Genomic DNA, 17,229 nt, shown 5'->3' on the forward strand with positions numbered 1-17,229 from the left:
CGAATGCGCGCTGCTGCCGCATTCCATTTCCGGGTGTTCAGGGGGCTGCCGGCGCGTATCGTCGACGGCTTGTTCGGCCGCCGCCGCGCACCCGGCGGTCAAAGGCGGAGGCCCGCCTGCTTCAGCAGGGGCAGCACCGCCGCGCCGAAATAGTCGAGGTCCGGCTGGAAGTCGAAGAAGGCGAGCTGCACCCCATCGATGCCGGTTTGCTTGAGGCGCGCCAGCGCGTCTGCCACCTGCTCGGGCGAGCCGATGATCTGGATGTTGCCGCCGAGCACGCGCTGTTCGCTCTTGTGGTTGCGCCACGCCAGGCTGTCGCCGGCGGCGTGGTGGTCGAGGAAGCCCTGCAGCGCCCCGGTGTCGGCGTGGGCGAGAATGGCGGCGTGATAGGCTTTGGCCTCCGCCTCGGTGGGCCGGCATACGATCATGGGGTTGATGAGGGCCTTGACCTCACGGCCGGCTTCCCGGGCCTTGGCCTTCAGCGCCGCCACATGGTCAGGCAGGGCCGCGAGCGCCGCCTCGATCTCGGCGCCAGCCGGACTGGTGATGAAGGCGAGATCCGAATGCCGCGCGGCATAGGCGAAGCCCGCCGGCGAGCCGGTGGCGTTGACCAGGATCGGCCGCCCGTATTTCGGCCGGGGCGACACGAATGCCTCCTCCAGCCGCCAGTGGTCGCCGTGGATGGTGACGTTGTCGCTGGACGCCCACAGCCGCTCCACCATGCCGATGAACTCGTCGGCGCGGGCGTAGCGGGTGTCATGCTCGATCTGGGTGGTGCCGAACATGCGCGGCTCGCGCGGGGCGTAGCCGGTGACCATATTGATGCCGAACCGGCCACCGGAGATGTGGTCCAGCGTCGCCGAGAACTTGGCGAGATGCAGCGGGTGCCACGGGCCGTAGAGCACATGGATGGTGGAAATGAGCAGGATGCGCGAGGTGACGGCGCTGAGCGCGGCCACCGTCACGAACGGGTCGATGGTCTGCTCGCGATACTTGAGGGCGCCGCCGTAGCCGTCCTTGCCCACCCATTGGGCGAGGCCGAAGGCCAGGTCGAAGCCGAGAGCCTCCGCCTTCAGGGTGAGGGCCTTGTTGTAGTCGAAGGTCCAGTCGGTGGTGCGCGGCAGGGTGGAGGGCGACCAGCCGCCATTCTGGATCGGCAGGAACAGGCCCAGCAGCAGCGGCTGCTTCAGCGCCTGCGCCAACGGGCTGTCGGGATAATCGCCGGGCGAAAGGGTGACTCGTGCGTTCATCTGATGTCTCCGGTGCGCGCCGGGCAAGGGAAGGCCGGCCGCCGGCGGCGGCCCGGGAGCGGTGGAAGGAGCAGGGTGGCGGGGCCAGGGTCGGACGCGGCCACGCTTGGGACGGAACGCCTTCGGGACGGGGCCGCACCGGGCAGGGGCCGGGCCAGACCTCGATCGGGTGCCGGGAAAGCGCGCCGCGTCCTCCTCGCGCCGTCCCTTGCCGCGCCCGTGATGACGCGAGGTGCCATCCCACCCGCGCGTTGCCTGCGGCCCTGGCGGACCATGGGGACGGGCGCGCCCGCGGTTTCGGCGCGGGCGCTCGGGCCGCGGACCCTAGAAAAAGCTGCTGGCCGGCAGCGGCGTGCCGTCGATCTCCAGCCGGCCCAGCAGGCGCGCCTTGTAGGCGCGCGGGTTGTGCGAGGCGATGGTGCGGGCGTTGCGCCAGTGCCGGTCGAGGTTGGCGTTGCGATGGGCCGCGGAGGCGCCGCCCACGTCGAACAGCTGGCTGCCGGCGCGCAGCACCAGGTCGTCAATGACCACCTTGGCGCGGGCGGCGCGAACCGCCGCCTCGTGGGCGGCCTCCTTCACTGCTTCCGCGGGGGCGCCGGTGGCGCGCAGCCGGTCCACCACGTCCAGGGCGTCGGCGCTGGTGGCGATCAAGGTTTCGGCGGTGAAAGCGTAGGCGGAAATCTCGCCGATGGTCTGTTGCAGGATGGGGTCTTCGGTGGGCTCCGGGGCCGGGGCGAAGAAGAAGGTGTGCGTGCGGCTCTTGAGCAGCGCCGTGGCGTCCTTGAGCACCGCGCGCAGGATGCCGGCGTTGACCGTGGTGAGGAACAATTGCGGCAGGGTGCTGGAATAGGCGGTGCCGTAGCCGACGCCGTCGGCGTCCACCACCACCTCGTCGGGCTCCACCCGCACGTTGTGGAAGACGGTGGTGCCGGAGCCGGTGAGGCGCTGGCCGATGCCGTCCCAGTCATCCACCAGCTCGATGCCCTCGCGGCTCACGGGCAGGATGAGGGAGGCGTTGCGGCCCTCGGCGGTGGCGGCGCGCACCAGAACGAAGTCGGAAAACAGGGTGCCGGTGGAATAATATTTGCTGCCGGTGATGCGCCAGCCCTCGCCATCGGGCTGCAGCACGGTGGCGAACTGCGCGCCGCCCACCACCTTGGCGTTGCTCTCGGTATTGGCAAGGCCGACGATGGCGCCCTCGGCCACGGCCCGGCGCCAGCGCTCCTCGGCGGCGTTCTTGGGCAGGCGCGCATAGCGCTCCACGAAGGTGAAGTGATTGCGCAGGATGTGGGCGACATTGGCATCCGCCGCCGCCAGCCGCAGCGCCACGCTGTAGAGGTCGCGGAATGAGGCGCCGGCGCCGCCCGCCTCCACCGGCAGGCGCAGCGCGCCAAGGCGCGCCTTGCGGATCAGCGCCAGCGGCTCGTGGGGCAGGATGCGCTCGAATTCGCGGGTCGAGGCGCCCGCCGCGATCAGCTCGATGAGGGCGTCGAGGGTGGGAGAATCCGGTCCGACGGGGCTGGTGAAGTCCGGAAGGGCGGGAGACACGATCTCATTCATCGGCAGGTTCCAGCGGGCGTTGAGGACACGGGATCGGGGCAGGAGGCCGACCAAGCGCCGAGCCAGCCGACTTCAATCTATTAAATACATAGTATAAGTCAATTATAAGTGCTGCGACTTTAGATGCCGCGATCTGCCGTCCCGATGGCGCGGGCCGGGCCGGCCGGGCCGTCCTTGTCCGGCGCCCGGGCGCACGTCCGGGCGCACGCCCGCATGCGGGGCCCCCTGACGGGGCGGTGCGCGCCGGCCTCGCCTGCGCCCGGGCGCGGCGGCCTCAATCGTAGAAGGGGGAGGCCATGCCGCGGTTGGCGTCGGCGGTGATGTCGCCGTTGAACAGCTTCACCGACAGGCTGCCGCCCAGCTGCTGGGCCGCCGCCGCCAGGTATCCGACCGCATAGGCCTTGGCGTTCTCCACCGAATCGAACTCGTAGAAGCCGCCGATGGTGTTGGTGTTCAGCCCGGAGAGCCAAGTCTTGCTCTTGAGGCCGGGATTTTCCTTCATGGCGATGTTGATGGCGGTCCAGTCCACCTCGGTGAACGGGATGGAGACCTGGATTTCGGCATAGAGAAACACTTTGCTGAGGCTCATCTGTTTGTTCCTTCTGGAAGGGGGCGCGGGAGCGCCGTCAAAACGGTTCCTTGAACGGGCGCAGGTCGAGTTCCTGCGTCCAGGTGCTGCGGGGCTGGCGGTGCAGGGTCCAGAACACGTCGGCGATGTCGTCGGGGGCCAGCAGCCCGTCGGGCCCGCGCGCGGCGACGAACTGCGGGAAGTGGCGGGCGGCATAGTCGCCGTCGATCACTCCGTCGATGACCACATGGGCCACATGCAGGCCAGCCGGGCCGACCTCGCGTGCCAAGCCTTGGGCCACCGCGCGCAACGCCGCCTTGGCGGCGGCGAAGCCGGTGAAGGGCGGGCGCGCCCGCAGCGAGGCGGTGGCGCCGGTGAACAGGATGGAGCCCGCCCCGCGCGGCAGCATCCGCCGCGCCGCTTCCCGGCCGACGAGAAAGCCGGCGAGCGCATTCTGGCGCCACAGGGTCTCGAACGTGTCGGCGGTCAGCTCCAGCAGGGGCGCGGCGGCATTGGCGCCCACGTTGAAGGCGACCAGGGTGAGGTCGCCGCCGCCATCGGCCGCGGCCAGCAGGGCCTGTACATCCTGCTCGCGGGTGGCGTCGGCGACGTGGGCATGGACCTGCGCGCCGGTCTCGCGGCGCAGGTCCGCGGCCACCGCCTCCAGCCGCGCCGGCGTGCGCCCGGCGAGGTGGACGGCAAGGCCCTCCCGCGCGAAGCGGCGGGCCAGCGCCGCGCCCAGCCCGGCCGGTGGGCCGACCCCCACCACGAGGGCCGCGCCCCGCGCAGCGGCGGGCTTGGCGCGGGTGGGGCGAGGGGAGCGCGCCATGGACGTCCCCCCGCTCAGGCGTGGCCGAAGACGAGAATGAAGTTGTTGGCCGGCAGGTCGATGCGGCGCTTCAAGGCGATGCCGTGCGGCTTGGCGGCCGCCTCCAGGTCGCGCACGTCCTTCAGGCCCCATTCCGCCACGCCGGCGGCCAGGATCTCCTTGTCGAAGGCGGCGTTCGAGTCGGTGGTGTAAGCGCCATCCACCTTGAACGGGCCGTAGATGGCGACGAACCCGTCGGGCGCCAGCAGCTTGGAGGCGAGGTGGGCGATGCCGTCGGCGATGGACACCGGCGCCACCTGGAAGATGTTGATGACGAAGATGGTGTCGTAGAGGCCGTCCTTCGCCTCCGGCCAGCTGGCCGGGTCGGTGAGGTCGATGCGCACCGGGTCGGCGACATTGGCGTTACCGGCATCGGCCCGCTTGGCGACGATGCTCTCGAACACGTCGGTGTCATAGTCGGATGGCTGGAAGCGCACCTGCGGGAAATGGGGCGCGAAATAATTCACGTGCAGCCCGGCGCCGCTCGCCAGCTCCAGGGCGCTGCCCGACGGCGGGAAGATGTCCTTGAACACGGCAAGGATGGGGTCCTTGTTGCGGTTGCCGGCCCAGGCCACGTAGGGGCTGAGCGGATAGGGGTCGATGTCGGGGCGTGGAGCGTCGGTCATTGGGCTTCTCCTGTGGGGTGAAGGGGGCGTACGGCTGCGTTCGCCGCTGCGGAGCGGCGTCGGTGGGGCACGGCAAAGGGCCCGCGTCAGCGCGCGAGCAGGTCCTTGAGGTGCGCGTCGATGGCGGCGGTGTAGCCGGGGTCCACGCCGAACAGGGCCAGGTGGCCCCAGGTGGACGAGACGGTGGCGAGGCTGCTGCCGGGAATGAGCGCCTGCTCGGCGGCGATGTCCTTCAGCGGGAAGAACACGTCTTCCGCGATGGCGATCACCGTGGTCTTGGCGGTGATGCGCCGGAGCGCCGCGCCAAGGTCGCCGCCCGCCAGCCGGCTCACGTCGTTGTCGCGCCATTTCCGGGCGAGCAGGATCAGGTTGTTCGGGTCCTGCGGCAGGAAATGGTTTTCCACGAAGGCGGTGAGGAAATCCTCGGTGGTGGTGAAGCCGAGGCCGCGCCAGCCGGCGGTGTTGAACAGCTCCTGGGTGAAGCCCGAGGCGGCGAACACACGGGCGTGCCGGCGCAGGCCGCGATGCACCGCGGCGGCGTCCGGGTACCAGCCGCCGTCGAAGGCGGGATCGCTGGCGAGGGCGTCGATGAAGGTGTCCACCAGCAGCCGGTTATGGGCGGTGCCGCGGGCGGTGCCGGCGATGGGGGCGGCGCGCTCCACCGCGTCCGGGAAGCGGGCGGCCCATTCATAGGTCTGCTGGGCACCCATGGAGCCGCCGAGCACCAGCGCCAGGCGGGTGATGCCGAAGCGCTCCGCGACCAGGCGCTGCTGGGCGCGCACGTCGTCGGCGATGGTGATGGCGGGGAACCGGGCGGCGTTGAACGGGGCGGGCGTGTTGCTCGGCGCGGAGGACAGTCCGTTGCCGATCTGGTTGACCAGGATGATGAAGTATTTTTCCGGATCGAGCGCGCGCCCGGGGCCGATATAGGCGCGCTCCAGGATTTTGTTTGATCCCGAATACCAGGAGGGGAACAAGATGGCGTTGGACTTGTCCGGCGCCAGGGTGCCGAAAGTGGCGAAGGCGAGGGTGAGCCCCCGCAGCTTGTCGCCGCTCTCCAGCTCGAAATCGCCGAGGTCGAAGGTTTCGAATGGGCCGTGAATGTCCTGCGAATAATAAGCGTGGGTCATGAACAACCCCTGGCAATGGCATGAAGGAAAACATGAGACGATCGCGCCGCCCCGCGGCCGGGGCGGCGCGGCGAAAATCAGGGAGTGCCGACGCGATAGGGGCCGGGCGGCAGGGTGCCGTTCACCGCGAAGTCGCCGACGATGCGCTCGCGGTAGATGCGCGGATTGTGCGACGACAGGGTGCGGGCATTGCGCCAGTGCCGGTCGAGGCCGACCCCGCGCTTGGCGGCGGAGGCGCCGAGGGCGTCGAACAGGCCGGTGGTGGCGTCGAGGATCAGGGTGGTGACCACGGTCACGCCCTGGTTCACCTCCAGGTCCGCCACCGCCACCGTGTGGTTCTGGTCGTCGGGCAGGCCGCTGTCGCGGCTCTCATAGACCCGCTGCAGGGCGTCCGCCGCCTTCAGCACGGTAGCGCCGGCGCCATAGGCATTGGCGCGCACCTTGCCGACCACCTGGAGGATCTGCGGATCGGACCCGGCGCGATCGGCATTGCCGTGGCTGAACACGCGCTTGCGGGCACCCACGAGCTGTGCCACGTCGGCCGCCGCCGCGCGGCCGATGCCGGCGAGGGTGGCAAGGTGCACCAGCTGGTAGAAGGCGACCGAGTAATTGAAGCGCTTGCGCAGCGGATTGACCAGGTCGTCGGAGATGGTGACTCCGGAGAAGCGAGCGGTGCCGGAGGCGGTGAGCTGCTGGCCGAACCCATCCCAGTCGTCGACGATGGTGAGGCCCGGCGCGTCGGTGGGCACCTGGGCCAGGATGAAGTCGCCGTTCTCGTCATCGGCGCCGAGGTTGATCCAGTCCGCGAACAGCGAGCCGGTGGTGTAGTATTTCTCGCCATCGATGCGCCACTTGTCACCCTCGCGCACCAGGCGGGTGGTGAAATGGCCCACCTTGTTGTCGCCGGCTTCGGAAAACCCGCTGCCGGAGGTCTGGCGGGCGGCGATGCGCTTCACCCAGCGGTCCCGGTAATCCTTGAAGGGCGAATTGAGGACTTCCTCGGTGAAGCCGAAATGGGCGCGCAGGGCGTTGGTGACGTTGGAATCCGCCGCCGACAGCTCGATCAGCAGGTTGAACAGCTCGGGCAGGGTGGCGCCGAAGCCGCCCTCATCCTGCGGCAGGCGCAGGGTGGTGAAGCCGGCCTCCTTCAGCCAGGAAATCTCCTCGCGCGGCAGGCGGTGTTCGATCTCGCGCTCCACCGCGGTTTCGCGGATGCGGCGGAAGATGGGGCGGAAGGTCTGCGCCAGCTCCTCGTAGCGGGCGCTCGGTCCGGCGCCCCAGGCATCGTCGATCTGGGTCATGGTTGGGGGAATCCTCCAGGCGAAAGGGGTCCGGCGCGGGGCCGGCGCAACCGGGAAAGGGACCACGCCGGCGGGACGAGGGCGGTGCGGCGCGCCGGCGGCAAGGGCCGGCGCGAACCGATGGTGAATGGGGCAAGGCTCGCTTTCGCCAGCCGGACTGGGAGAGACAGGGCGCATCCGGGGCTCCGTGCGGGCGGCGGCCCGATCCCGGAACTGCACTTTATGACCAAATTACATTTTGTCTATCAATTTAATTGAAGATCAGGCGCGCGTCCCTTGCGCCTCCCTCCTTGCACCTCCCTGCGCCTGCGGCCCGCAGGGGGCGGGCGCAGGGAGCGGCGCCGCCGGGGAGTGCGGGGTGTCAGGGGGCCGGGCTGCCGTGGAGCTGGAACAGCGCGTCCACCTTGGCCTCGATCTCCGGCGCGAGCTTCAGGTCGATGGTGTCGAGGCTGGCCACCAGCTGGGCGATGGAGGTGGCGCCGATGATGTTGGAGGTCACGAACGGCCGGGTCGTGACCCACGCCTGGGCCAGCTGCACCGGCGTCAGCCCCACCTCTGCCGCCAGCGCCAGATAGGCGCGGATGGCCGCGTCGGTGCCGGGCTTCTCATAGCGCTGGGCGCGGTTGAACAAGGTGGTGCGGGCGCCGGCCGGCCGGGCGCCGTCCAGGTACTTGCCGGTGAGATAGCCTTGCGCCAGCGGCGAATAGGCGAGCAGGCCCACCCCCTCCCGCGCGGCGAATTCGGACAGGCCCTGCTCATAGGTGCGGTTCAGCAGGTTGTAGGCGTTCTGCACCGATACCACGCGCGGGCCCAGCTCCCGTTCCGCCGCCAGCAGGAAGCGGTGGACGCCCCAGGCGGTTTCGTTCGACAGGCCGATTTGGCGCACCTTGCCGGCACGCACCAGATCGGCCAGCGCACCCAGCGTCTCCTCGATGGGCACCTCCGGTCCCTCGCCGGCGCCGCGCGCCCGGTCGCTGGCGCTGTTGCCGAACAGCGGCACCGCGCGGTCGGGCCAATGCAGCTGGTAGAGGTCCACATAGTCGGTCTGCAGGCGCTTCAGCGAGCCGTCGATGGCGAAGGCGATGTTCTTTGCGTCCAGCCGGGTCTTGGCGCCGCCGGCGCGCAGCCAGGTGTTGTCGGAGCGGCCCACCACCTTGGTGGCGATCACCACCTTGTCGCGTGCGCCGCGGGCTTTCAGCCAAGTGCCGATGATGCGCTCGGTGGACCCCTGGGTCTCGGGCTTGGGCGGAATGGAGTAGGTCTCGGCGGTGTCGATCAGATTGATGCCGCGATCGAGGGCGAGGTCGAGCTGGGCGTGGCCCTCAGCTTCGGTGTTCTGCTGGCCGAAGGTCATGGTGCCGAGGGCGATGGACGACACCTTGATGTCGGTGCGCCCCAACGGGCGGTACTCAGGCATGAAAACTGCTCCGGAAGAACGGGAAAGGTCGGGCGATGAGGGGTGGATCAGTGCGGGAACGGCACGCCATGGCGCTCGGCGATGAGCTCCAGGATGCGGCGGGTGTCGGTGACGAAGCGGAACTCGCCATGGCTGAGGGCATCGGCCGGCGGTGGGGCGGCGTCGCCCAGGATGAGCACCGGCAGGCCCTGGTTGTCGGCGCCGAGCACCGCGATCACCGCCGCGCGCGGGCGGGCGAACGGCACGCGCTCCACGTCGATGCGCTCCAGCAGCGCGGGATGGGAGGCGAGCAGCCCCTCGACCTGGTTGCAGTCGGGACAGAAGAAGGTGCGGCCGGGGCTGGCCGGGTCGGAAAAGCCGGGGGTGATGAGGATCAGGCGGTCGCGGCTCATGGCAGGCGGCTTTCAGCAGGGGGAAAAGGCGGCCGGGCCGGTGCGGGGGGCGCACGGACCCGGCCAAGGCTCCCAGGGAAAGGGAAATGGAGCGGGCCGGCGGCTCAGGCCGCGGCCTCGGCATAGGCATCGAGCGGGTCGCCCTCGATGACGGTGGAGGGGCGCCCATCCACGCCCACCGGCACGTCGCCCTTGAGGGTGATGCGGTAGAGCTGGCGGTCGAAATCGAGGGCATAGATGTCGCGCGGGGCGAGATGGGCGGTGGTGCGGTTGTCCCAGAAGGCGATGGAGCCGGGTTGCCAGCGGAAGCGCACGGTGTATTCCGGCCGGGTGATGTGCTCGAACAGCAGTTCCAGGATCTGCTGGCTCTCGCGCGGCGACAGGCCGGTGATGCGCTTGAGGAAGGAGGGGCTCACGAACAGCACCCGCTCGCCGGTTTCGGGAATGACGCGCACCAGCGGATGCTCGCTGACGAGGGGACGGCGCCGGTTGCGGGCGGCGAAGTCCTCGGTGGCGCCCTGTCCTTCCGGCGGGCTGAAGGCGTGGATGCCGCGCAGGGTGTCCACGAAGCCGCGCAGCGGCGCCGAGAGGGCCTCGTAGGCGACCGCGAGGTTGGTCCAGAAGGTATCGCCGCCGAATGGGGGAATGATGTCGCCGCGCAGGATGGAGGCGGCGGGCGGGTTCACGGCGGCGGTGACGTCGGTGTGCCAGCCGGTCCATGGGCGGATCAGCGGCTCGCCGGTGTGGCGGCCGGTGAAGCGGTCGCGGGCGATGGAATAAATCTCCGGATGGCCCTCCACGAAGCCGAACACCGGATGGCCGATGGTGGGCGCCCCGAAGCTGCGCGCCAGCGCCACGTGTTGGGCATGGGTCAGGGGCTGGTCGCGGAAGAACACCACCTTCCATTTCAGCAGCGCCGCCTGGATCTCCTGAATCACCTCCGGCGCCAGCGGGCGGGACAGGTCCGGACCCTCGATCTCGGCGCCGATATGGCCGGTGAGGGGATGCACCGAAATATGCCGCGGCGCGGCGGCCGGCGCCGCGGGACGGGCGGTGTGGGGTACGGTCGTGGGGGCGCTCGTCATGGCGTGTCCTTTCCGCGGCGCGGCCGGCGGCCGGCCGACTCCCTGGCCTCATACTCCACTTAGTGCATCGATTTTATATTAAATCAATTGACGAAATGGGCGGCCGTCCTATCGTGAGGCGCACACCCGGCCTGCGACGGAGACATGGGCATGTCCCTATCGGCGTCTTTCCCTTCCGCTTCCCGCGCGCGTTCCGCAGCGCGCCTGGCCGCGCGCCTGGCGCGCCACGCCCTGGGGGCGGCGCTGTGCGCCGGCCTGCTGCTGGCGCCGGCGGCTGGCCGGGCGGATGGGCCGGTGCGCGGCGGCGTGCTGCGCTTCCTGGTGGAGCACGAGCCGTCCACCCTGGTGTCGATCGCCCACACGGCAGGTCCCACCCAGCGCGTCTCGCCCAAGATCACCGAGGGGCTGCTGACCTATGATTTCGACTTCAAGCCCCAGCCGGCCCTGGCCACCGCCTGGAGCGTGAGCCCGGACGGGCTCACCTACACCTTCACCTTGCGCCCGGGCGTGAAATGGCATGACGGCCAGGATTTCACCGCGCAGGACGTGGCCTATTCCATCGGCTTGCTGAAGGAGAAGCATCCGCGCGGGCGCGGCACCTATGCGTCGGTGGTGGCGGTGGACACGCCGGACCCGCTCACCGCCATCGTCCGCCTGTCGCGACCGGCGCCCTATCTCCTCACCGCCCTCGACGCCAGTGAATCGCCGATCGTGCCGAAGCACGTCTATGAGGGTACCGATCCGCTCACCAACGCCAACGCTGGGGCGCCCATCGGCACCGGCCCGTTCGTGTTCAAGGAATGGGTGAAGGGCAGCCACATCATCCTGGAGCGCAATCCCAACTACTGGGATGCCGGCAAGCCTTATCTCGACCGGGTGGTGATCCGCTTCATCGCCGATCAGAGCGCCCGCTCGGCCGCCTTCGAGACCGGGGAACTGGACCTGGCCGGCGGCCCGCCGGTGCCGCGATCCGACCTCGCCCGGGTGCAGGCGCTGCCCGCCATTGGCTCGGAGACCCGAGGCTATGCCTACAACGGCAACATGACGCAGCTCTACTTCAACTTCGATACGCCGCAGCTCAAAGACCGGCGCGTGCGCCGCGCCATCGCCCAGGCGCTCGACCTCAACAAGCTGCTGGATCTCGTCTATTTCGGCTATGGCCAGATCGCGCCCGCGGCGGTGGGGCCGGACCTGAAGGCCTTCGTCAATCCCGCCATCGTGCCCTACGGCTATGACCTCAAGGCCGCCAACCGGCTGCTGGACGAGGCGGGCTATCCGCGCAAGGCGGACGGCACGCGCTTTCCCCTGCGCCTTTATGCCAATCCCTTCAACGGCCGTGAGTCGGGCGACTTCGTGAAGCAGGCCTTGGCCAAGGTGGGCATTCCGGTCGACTTCCAGTTCTTCGATTTCTCCACCTATATCCAGAAGGCCTATACCGGCCGCGAATTCGACATCACCCTGGAATCCCTGGCGAACACCTTCGATCCCACGCCCGGCATCCAGCGCGTGTTCTGGTCGAAGAACTTCAAGGTCGGCCTGCCGTTTTCCAACGTCTCCCACTACGACAACCCGCAGGTGGATGCGTTGCTGGAGGCGGCGGCGGTGGAGAGCGATCCCGAGAAGCGGCGGGCGCTGTGGTTCGCGGTCCAGCAGGCGCTTTATGACGATGTGGCGGCGGTGCACCTGATCGCGCCACAGGGCGTCACCTTGTTCAACACCAAGGTGAAGAACCACACCCTCGGCGTCACCGGGCCCAACGGCTCCTTCGCCGATCTCTACATCGAGCGCTGACATGCCCCGCACTGCCGCTTGCCGGGTCAGCCCGGCGCCGATCCAGCCGCCGGGGGCGCGGCCATGAGGAACCTGCCGCGCATCCTCAAGGCGCTGCGCCGCACGGCGCTGCAGGCGGTGCCGACGATCATCGGCATCGTCATCCTGAATTTCTTCCTGCTGCGCCTGACGCCCGGCGATGCCGCCGATGTGCTGGCGGGCGAGGCGGGGGCGGCCACGGTGGAGACCCTGGCGGCGCTGAAGGCCAGGTTTGGCTTCGACCTGCCGGTGCTGCAGCAGCTCGCGAGCTATCTCGGCAATCTGGCCCAGTTCAGCCTGGGACAGTCGCCGCGCTACAACCAGCCGGTGGCGGACCTCATCGCCGCGCGCCTGCCCAATACGCTGAGCCTGATGGCGACGGCGCTGGGCGGCGCGCTGGCGATCGGCATCACCCTCGGTGCCATCATGGCAAGCTGCGTCGGCCGGCTGCCCGACAAGGTGCTGAGCATCGTTTCGCTGCTGTTCTATTCCATCCCGAGCTTCTGGATCGGGCTGATGCTGATCGTCCTGTTCTCGGTGAAGCTGGGCTGGTTGCCCAGCGGCGGCGCCGAGAGCATCGGCGCCGGCCTGAGCGGCCTTGATGCGCTTCTCGACCGCGCCCGCTACCAGGTGCTGCCGGCCACCGCGCTGGCGTTGTTCTATGTCGCCATCTATGCCCGCCTCACCCGGGGCGACATGCTGGAGGTGCAGGCCCAGGACCATGTGCGCACCGCCCGCGCCAAGGGGCTGTCGCCGTTCGCCGTCACCTGCGGCCACGTGCTGCGCAATGCGCTCATTCCCGTCACCACCATGGCCGGCATCCACCTCGCCGGCCTCATGGGCGGGGCGGTGGTGGTGGAGACGGTCTACAGCTGGCCGGGCCTCGGCCGGCTCGCCTATGAGGCGGTCATGGGCCGTGACTTCAACGTGCTGCTCGGCATCCTGCTGCTGTCGTCGCTGCTGGTGGTGGCGATCAATGCGCTGATCGACATCCTCCAGGCGGTTCTCGACCCGCGGATCGAGGTGCGCTGATGGCCGGCGTTCCAACGTTCACCTCCGGTCTCGATGCTTCGAGCCTCGACGCGCCGGCGGCCCGCGCCGAGGATCGGGCGGCGGCCGCGGCCCTCGGCGGCGAGGCGCGGCGCGAAGGCTACGAAAACTGGCCCAATGTCCACGCGCCCGATGCCGTCCGCGCCGAGACGCAGGCGGTGCGGCGGCTCGCGCCGGCGTCGCGCTGGCGGGTGCTGGGCGCCCTGCTGGGCAACCCCACCGCGGCGGGGGGGCTTGCCATCCTGGCCCTGGTGGCGGTTGCGGCCCTGTCGGCGCCGCTGCTGTTTCCCGACGATCCGCTGGAGATGGTGGGGCGCCCGCTGCAGTGGCCGGGGCAGAGCCTGCGCTTTCCCCTCGGCACCGATGCCCTGGGCCGCGACGTGCTCGCCGGCCTTGTTCATGGGGCGCGGGTGAGCCTTTCGGTGGGGGTGGCGGCGACGCTGGTGGGGCTCGTGGCCGGCATCCTGGTGGGCGCCACCGCCGGCTATTTCGGCGGCGCGGTGGATGACGTCCTGTCCAAGCTCATCGAGATCTTCCAGACCGTGCCGGGCTTCATCCTGCTGATCGTGCTGGTGGCGATTGCCCAGCCCTCGGTGCCGGCCATCACGCTGGCCATCGGGGCGGTGTCGTGGCCGCAGGTGGCGCGGCTGGTGCGGGCGCAGTTTCGCGCCCTGAAGGAGAAGGAGTTCGTGGCGGCGGCGCGGGCCCTGGGCTACGGCCATGGCCGCATCATCTTCCGCGAGATCCTGCCCAACGCGCTGCCGCCGGTGATCGTGCTCGCCTCGGTCACGGTGGCCACCGCCATCCTGATGGAAAGCGCGTTGTCCTTCATGGGGCTGGGCGATCCCAACGTGGTCAGCTGGGGCTCCATGATCGGCACCGGACGGGACCTGTTGCGCACCGCCTGGTACCTGTCGGCGGTGCCCGGCCTCGCCATCGTCGTCACCGTGCTGTCGCTCAATCTCATCGGCGACGGCCTCACCGACGCCCTCAATCCGCGCCTGACGGGGGAGGGGTGAAATGGCGCCGCTGCTGGAGGTGCGGGATCTCACCATCGCCTTTCCAGGGGCGACGCCGGTGCGCGGGCTCTCCTTCGCCGTGGAGGCGGGGGAGACGCTGGCGCTGGTGGGCGAGAGCGGCTCCGGCAAGTCGCTGACGGCACTGGCGCTGCTGCGCCTGCTGCCGGAGCGGGCGCGGATCGCCGGCGGCGCGATCCGGTTCGAGGGGCGCGACCTCGCCGGGCTGGACGACCGGGCGCTGCGCCAGGTGCGCGGGCGCAAGATCGCCATGGTGTTCCAGGAACCCATGACCTCGCTGAACCCGGTGCTGTCCGTGGGCGCGCAGATCGTCGAGGTGGTGCGCCTGCACCAGGGCCTGTCGCGCCGCGCGGCGCGGGCGCGGGCCATCGAGCTGCTCGACCTGGTGCGCATCCCGGAGCCCCAGCGGCGAGTGGACGACTTTCCCCATGAACTGTCGGGCGGCATGCGCCAGCGGGTGATGATCGCCATCGCGGTAGCTTGCGCGCCGCGCCTGCTCATCGCCGACGAGCCCACCACCGCCCTCGACGTGACCATCCAGGCCCAGGTGCTGGACCTTCTGGACGCGCTGCGCCGCGACCTCGGCATGGGCCTCCTGCTCATCACCCACGACCTGGGGGTGGTGGCGGAATGGGCCGACCGGGTGGTGGTGATGTATGCCGGCCGCAAGGTGGAGGAAGCCGGGTTCGAGCCCCTGTTCGCCGCGCCGCTGCATCCCTACACCCAAGGCCTGCTCCAGGCCTCGCCGCGCCTCGCCGCGACCCAGCATTACGCCACAGCGCCGCTCAGCGAGATCCACGGCTCCATCGCCTCGGCGGCGTCGGCCGCTGGCTGTGCCTTCGCCCCGCGCTGCCCGCAGGTGCGCCCCGCGTGCCATGCCGGCGTGCCACAGGCGGTGGCGGTGGCGCCGCACCACCTGGTGGCCTGCCCGGTGGCCACCGCGGCGCCGTCGCGCCGGATGGAGGACGCCCATGCCACTGCTGTCGGTTGAACACCTCCACGCCGGCTATGCCTCTGGCGGCCAGGTGCTGCGGGCGGTGGACGGCGTGTCGTTTGAGGTTGCCGCCGGCGAAACGGTGGGGCTGGTGGGCGAATCCGGCTGCGGCAAGTCCTCGCTCGCCAAGGTGCTGCTGCGCCTGGTGGAGCCCGCGGCGGGCCGGGTGCGGTTCGACGGGCTGGACGTGGGGGCGCTGCGGGGGGCGGGACTGAAGGCCTATCGCCGGCAGGCGCAGATGGTGTTCCAGGACCCGTTCGCGTCGCTCAATCCGCGCCATCGCGTGGCCGAGATCCTCAACGGTCCGCTGGAGGTGCATGGCATTGGCACCCGGTCCGAGCGCGCGGCGGCGGCGGGGGCGGTGCTGGACAAGGTGGGGCTACCGCGCGAGGCGCTGGCGCGCTATCCGCACGAATTCTCCGGCGGCCAGCGCCAGCGCCTCGGCATCGCCCGCGCCCTCATCCTCTCGCCGCGCCTCGTCATTTGCGACGAGCCGGTCTCGGCCCTCGACCTGTCGATCCAGGCGCAGATCCTCAACCTGCTGGCGCGGATGAAGGCCGAGCTCGGCCTGTCCTACCTCTTCATCTCCCATGACCTGTCGGTGGTGCGCTATTTCGCCGACCGGGTGCTGGTGATGTACCTCGGACGCATCGTCGAGAGCGGCGGCTTTCAGGCCATCTTCGCGCGCCCGCTGCACCCCTACACCCGGGCGCTGATGGCGGCGGTGCCCACGCCCGGCCGCCGCCGCCACGCCGCCCCCCTCTCCGGCGATCTGCCGAGCGCGCGCAGCATTCCATCCGGCTGCCGGTTCCATCCGCGCTGCCCGCTGGCGACCCCCATCTGTGCGCAGGCCGACCCGGTGCTGCGCCATGTGGCCGGAAGCGCAGCGGGCGGCGGCCAGCAGGTCGCCTGTCACCACGCGCCCGACGGCGTGCTCAATTGAGGACCCTTGCCATGACCGATTATCGCTATCTGGGCCGCAGCGGGCTGAAGGTGCCGAAACTGGCGCTGGGCACCATGATGTTCGGCGGCCCCACCGACGAGGCCTCCTCCCATCGCATCATCCACGCGGCGAAGGAGAAGGGCTTCACTTTCATCGACACCGCGGACGCCTACCAGCAGGGCCGCACCGAGGAGGTGGTGGGCCGCGCCATCGCCGGCGAACGCGATGATTTCGTGCTCGCCACCAAGTTCGCCAATCCGGCGGGAGAGGGGCCGAACCGCTCGGGCATCTCGCGCAAATGGGTGATCGAGGCGGTGGAAGGCAGCCTGCGCCGGCTCGGCACCGACTATATCGACATCCTCTATTTCCACCGCGCCATTTTCGACGCGCCCCTGGGGGAGGCGGTGCGGGCAGTGGCGGACCTGATCCGCGCCGGCAAGCTGCGCTATTTCGCGGTGTCCAACTTCCGCGGCTGGCGCATCGCCGAGGTGGCGCACCTGGCCGACCAGCTCGGCATCGACCGGCCCATCGCCAGCCAGCCGCTCTACAACATCGTCGATCGCGGCGCCGAGGTGGAGCAATTGCCGGCGGCCGCCTTCTACGGTCTCGGCGTGGTGTCCTATTCGCCGCTGGCGCGCGGCGTGCTCACCGGCAAGTACGCCCCGGGGGCAGCCCCCGCCGCCGACAGCCGCGCCGGGCGTGGCGACCGTCGCATCCTCGAGACCGAATGGCGCGAGGACTCGCTCAAGGTGGCGCAGGTGGTGGCGGACCATGCGCGGGCGCGCGGCATCAGCCCCACCACCTTCGCCCTGTCCTGGGTGCTCAACAACCAGGCGGTGACGTCGGCCATCGCCGGCCCGCGCACGCTGGAGCAGTGGGAGGGCTATGTCGCCGCCCTCGACTATGTCTTCACCGCCGAAGACGAGGCGCTGGTGAATACGCTGGTGCCCGACGGCCATGTCTCCACTCATTATTACACCGATCCGAGCCACCCGGTGGAAGGCCGCCGGCCGCTGACCGGAGGCCCCGGCGCCGCCGACCGCCTGGCGGTGCGGGCCGAGGCGCGGGTGGCCGAGCGCATCGGCCTCAAGAGCGTGCCGTCGCGCGCCGGCGCGGCGGGCTGAGGCCTGCAATCGTTCCCGTTCTGCCCCGTCACACGTCCGCCGCGATCCCGAAAGCGGAGCGCCCAGGAGAGTCCC

The 17,229-nt window shown here is 70.1% G+C and carries 16 protein-coding genes; 6 read left to right on the forward strand and 10 right to left on the reverse strand.

Going from position 1 to position 17,229, the window contains the following annotated elements; all coding sequences use genetic code 11:
* Positions 1-98: 98 nt before the first annotated feature.
* From V5F53_RS21505 to V5F53_RS21550, 10 genes are all read right to left on the reverse strand, one after another.
* Positions 99-1,250, reverse strand: coding sequence for an LLM class flavin-dependent oxidoreductase (locus V5F53_RS21505; protein WP_393995687.1), 1,152 nt, complete (start codon positions 1,248-1,250; stop codon positions 99-101).
* A 324-nt stretch (positions 1,251-1,574) separates the two neighbouring features.
* Positions 1,575-2,810: an acyl-CoA dehydrogenase family protein gene (locus V5F53_RS21510; protein ID WP_393995688.1), complete on the reverse strand. Its 1,236-nt coding sequence runs from the start codon at positions 2,808-2,810 to the stop codon at positions 1,575-1,577.
* A 274-nt stretch (positions 2,811-3,084) separates the two neighbouring features.
* Entirely contained in the window at positions 3,085-3,399 is a 315-nt protein-coding gene (locus V5F53_RS21515; protein ID WP_393995689.1) for a YdhR family protein, read from the reverse strand.
* Between the two features lie 37 nt (positions 3,400-3,436).
* Entirely contained in the window at positions 3,437-4,207 is a 771-nt protein-coding gene (locus V5F53_RS21520; protein WP_393995690.1) for an SDR family NAD(P)-dependent oxidoreductase, read from the reverse strand.
* A 14-nt stretch (positions 4,208-4,221) separates the two neighbouring features.
* Positions 4,222-4,872, reverse strand: a complete 651-nt coding sequence (locus tag V5F53_RS21525; RefSeq protein ID WP_393995691.1) for a DUF938 domain-containing protein — start codon at positions 4,870-4,872, stop codon at positions 4,222-4,224.
* Between the two features lie 86 nt (positions 4,873-4,958).
* Positions 4,959-6,002, reverse strand: coding sequence for an alpha/beta fold hydrolase (locus tag V5F53_RS21530; RefSeq protein ID WP_393995692.1), 1,044 nt, complete (start codon positions 6,000-6,002; stop codon positions 4,959-4,961).
* A 77-nt stretch (positions 6,003-6,079) separates the two neighbouring features.
* The gene (locus V5F53_RS21535) at positions 6,080-7,303 is read right to left on the reverse strand and encodes an acyl-CoA dehydrogenase family protein (protein WP_393995693.1); all 1,224 of its coding nucleotides are present in this window, start codon (positions 7,301-7,303) and stop codon (positions 6,080-6,082) included.
* A 361-nt stretch (positions 7,304-7,664) separates the two neighbouring features.
* Positions 7,665-8,720: an aldo/keto reductase gene (locus V5F53_RS21540; RefSeq protein ID WP_393995694.1), complete on the reverse strand. Its 1,056-nt coding sequence runs from the start codon at positions 8,718-8,720 to the stop codon at positions 7,665-7,667.
* A gap of 47 nt (positions 8,721-8,767) precedes the next feature.
* Positions 8,768-9,112, reverse strand: a complete 345-nt coding sequence (locus V5F53_RS21545; RefSeq protein WP_393995695.1) for a DUF3088 domain-containing protein — start codon at positions 9,110-9,112, stop codon at positions 8,768-8,770.
* A gap of 104 nt (positions 9,113-9,216) precedes the next feature.
* Positions 9,217-10,197 (reverse strand): TauD/TfdA dioxygenase family protein, encoded by a 981-nt coding sequence (locus tag V5F53_RS21550; protein WP_393995696.1) that lies wholly within the window; start codon positions 10,195-10,197, stop codon positions 9,217-9,219.
* Positions 10,198-10,347: 150 nt separating this feature from the next.
* On the opposite strand from V5F53_RS21550, the gene V5F53_RS21555 reads away from it, so the two are divergent.
* From V5F53_RS21555 to V5F53_RS21580, 6 genes are all read left to right on the forward strand, one after another.
* The gene (locus V5F53_RS21555; RefSeq protein ID WP_393995697.1) at positions 10,348-11,988 is read left to right on the forward strand and encodes an ABC transporter substrate-binding protein; all 1,641 of its coding nucleotides are present in this window, start codon (positions 10,348-10,350) and stop codon (positions 11,986-11,988) included.
* Positions 11,989-12,051: 63 nt separating this feature from the next.
* Positions 12,052-13,038 carry an ABC transporter permease gene (locus V5F53_RS21560; protein WP_393995698.1) on the forward strand — a complete coding sequence of 329 codons (987 nt, stop codon included), beginning with the start codon at positions 12,052-12,054 and terminating at the stop codon, positions 13,036-13,038.
* Positions 13,038-14,075 (forward strand): ABC transporter permease, encoded by a 1,038-nt coding sequence (locus tag V5F53_RS21565; RefSeq protein WP_393995699.1) that lies wholly within the window; start codon positions 13,038-13,040, stop codon positions 14,073-14,075. Before V5F53_RS21560 ends, V5F53_RS21565 begins: the two co-directional genes overlap by 1 nt.
* Position 14,076: 1 nt before the next feature.
* Positions 14,077-15,084 carry an ABC transporter ATP-binding protein gene (locus V5F53_RS21570; protein ID WP_393995700.1) on the forward strand — a complete coding sequence of 336 codons (1,008 nt, stop codon included), beginning with the start codon at positions 14,077-14,079 and terminating at the stop codon, positions 15,082-15,084.
* Positions 15,065-16,030 carry an ABC transporter ATP-binding protein gene (locus tag V5F53_RS21575; RefSeq protein ID WP_393995701.1) on the forward strand — a complete coding sequence of 322 codons (966 nt, stop codon included), beginning with the start codon at positions 15,065-15,067 and terminating at the stop codon, positions 16,028-16,030. Before V5F53_RS21570 ends, V5F53_RS21575 begins: the two co-directional genes overlap by 20 nt.
* A gap of 11 nt (positions 16,031-16,041) precedes the next feature.
* Positions 16,042-17,154, forward strand: a complete 1,113-nt coding sequence (locus V5F53_RS21580) for an aldo/keto reductase (RefSeq protein ID WP_393995702.1) — start codon at positions 16,042-16,044, stop codon at positions 17,152-17,154.
* Positions 17,155-17,229: the final 75 nt, after the last annotated feature.

Source organism: Xanthobacter cornucopiae, from assembly GCF_043195065.2.
In the GTDB taxonomy this organism is placed as follows: Bacteria; Pseudomonadota; Alphaproteobacteria; order Rhizobiales; family Xanthobacteraceae; genus Xanthobacter.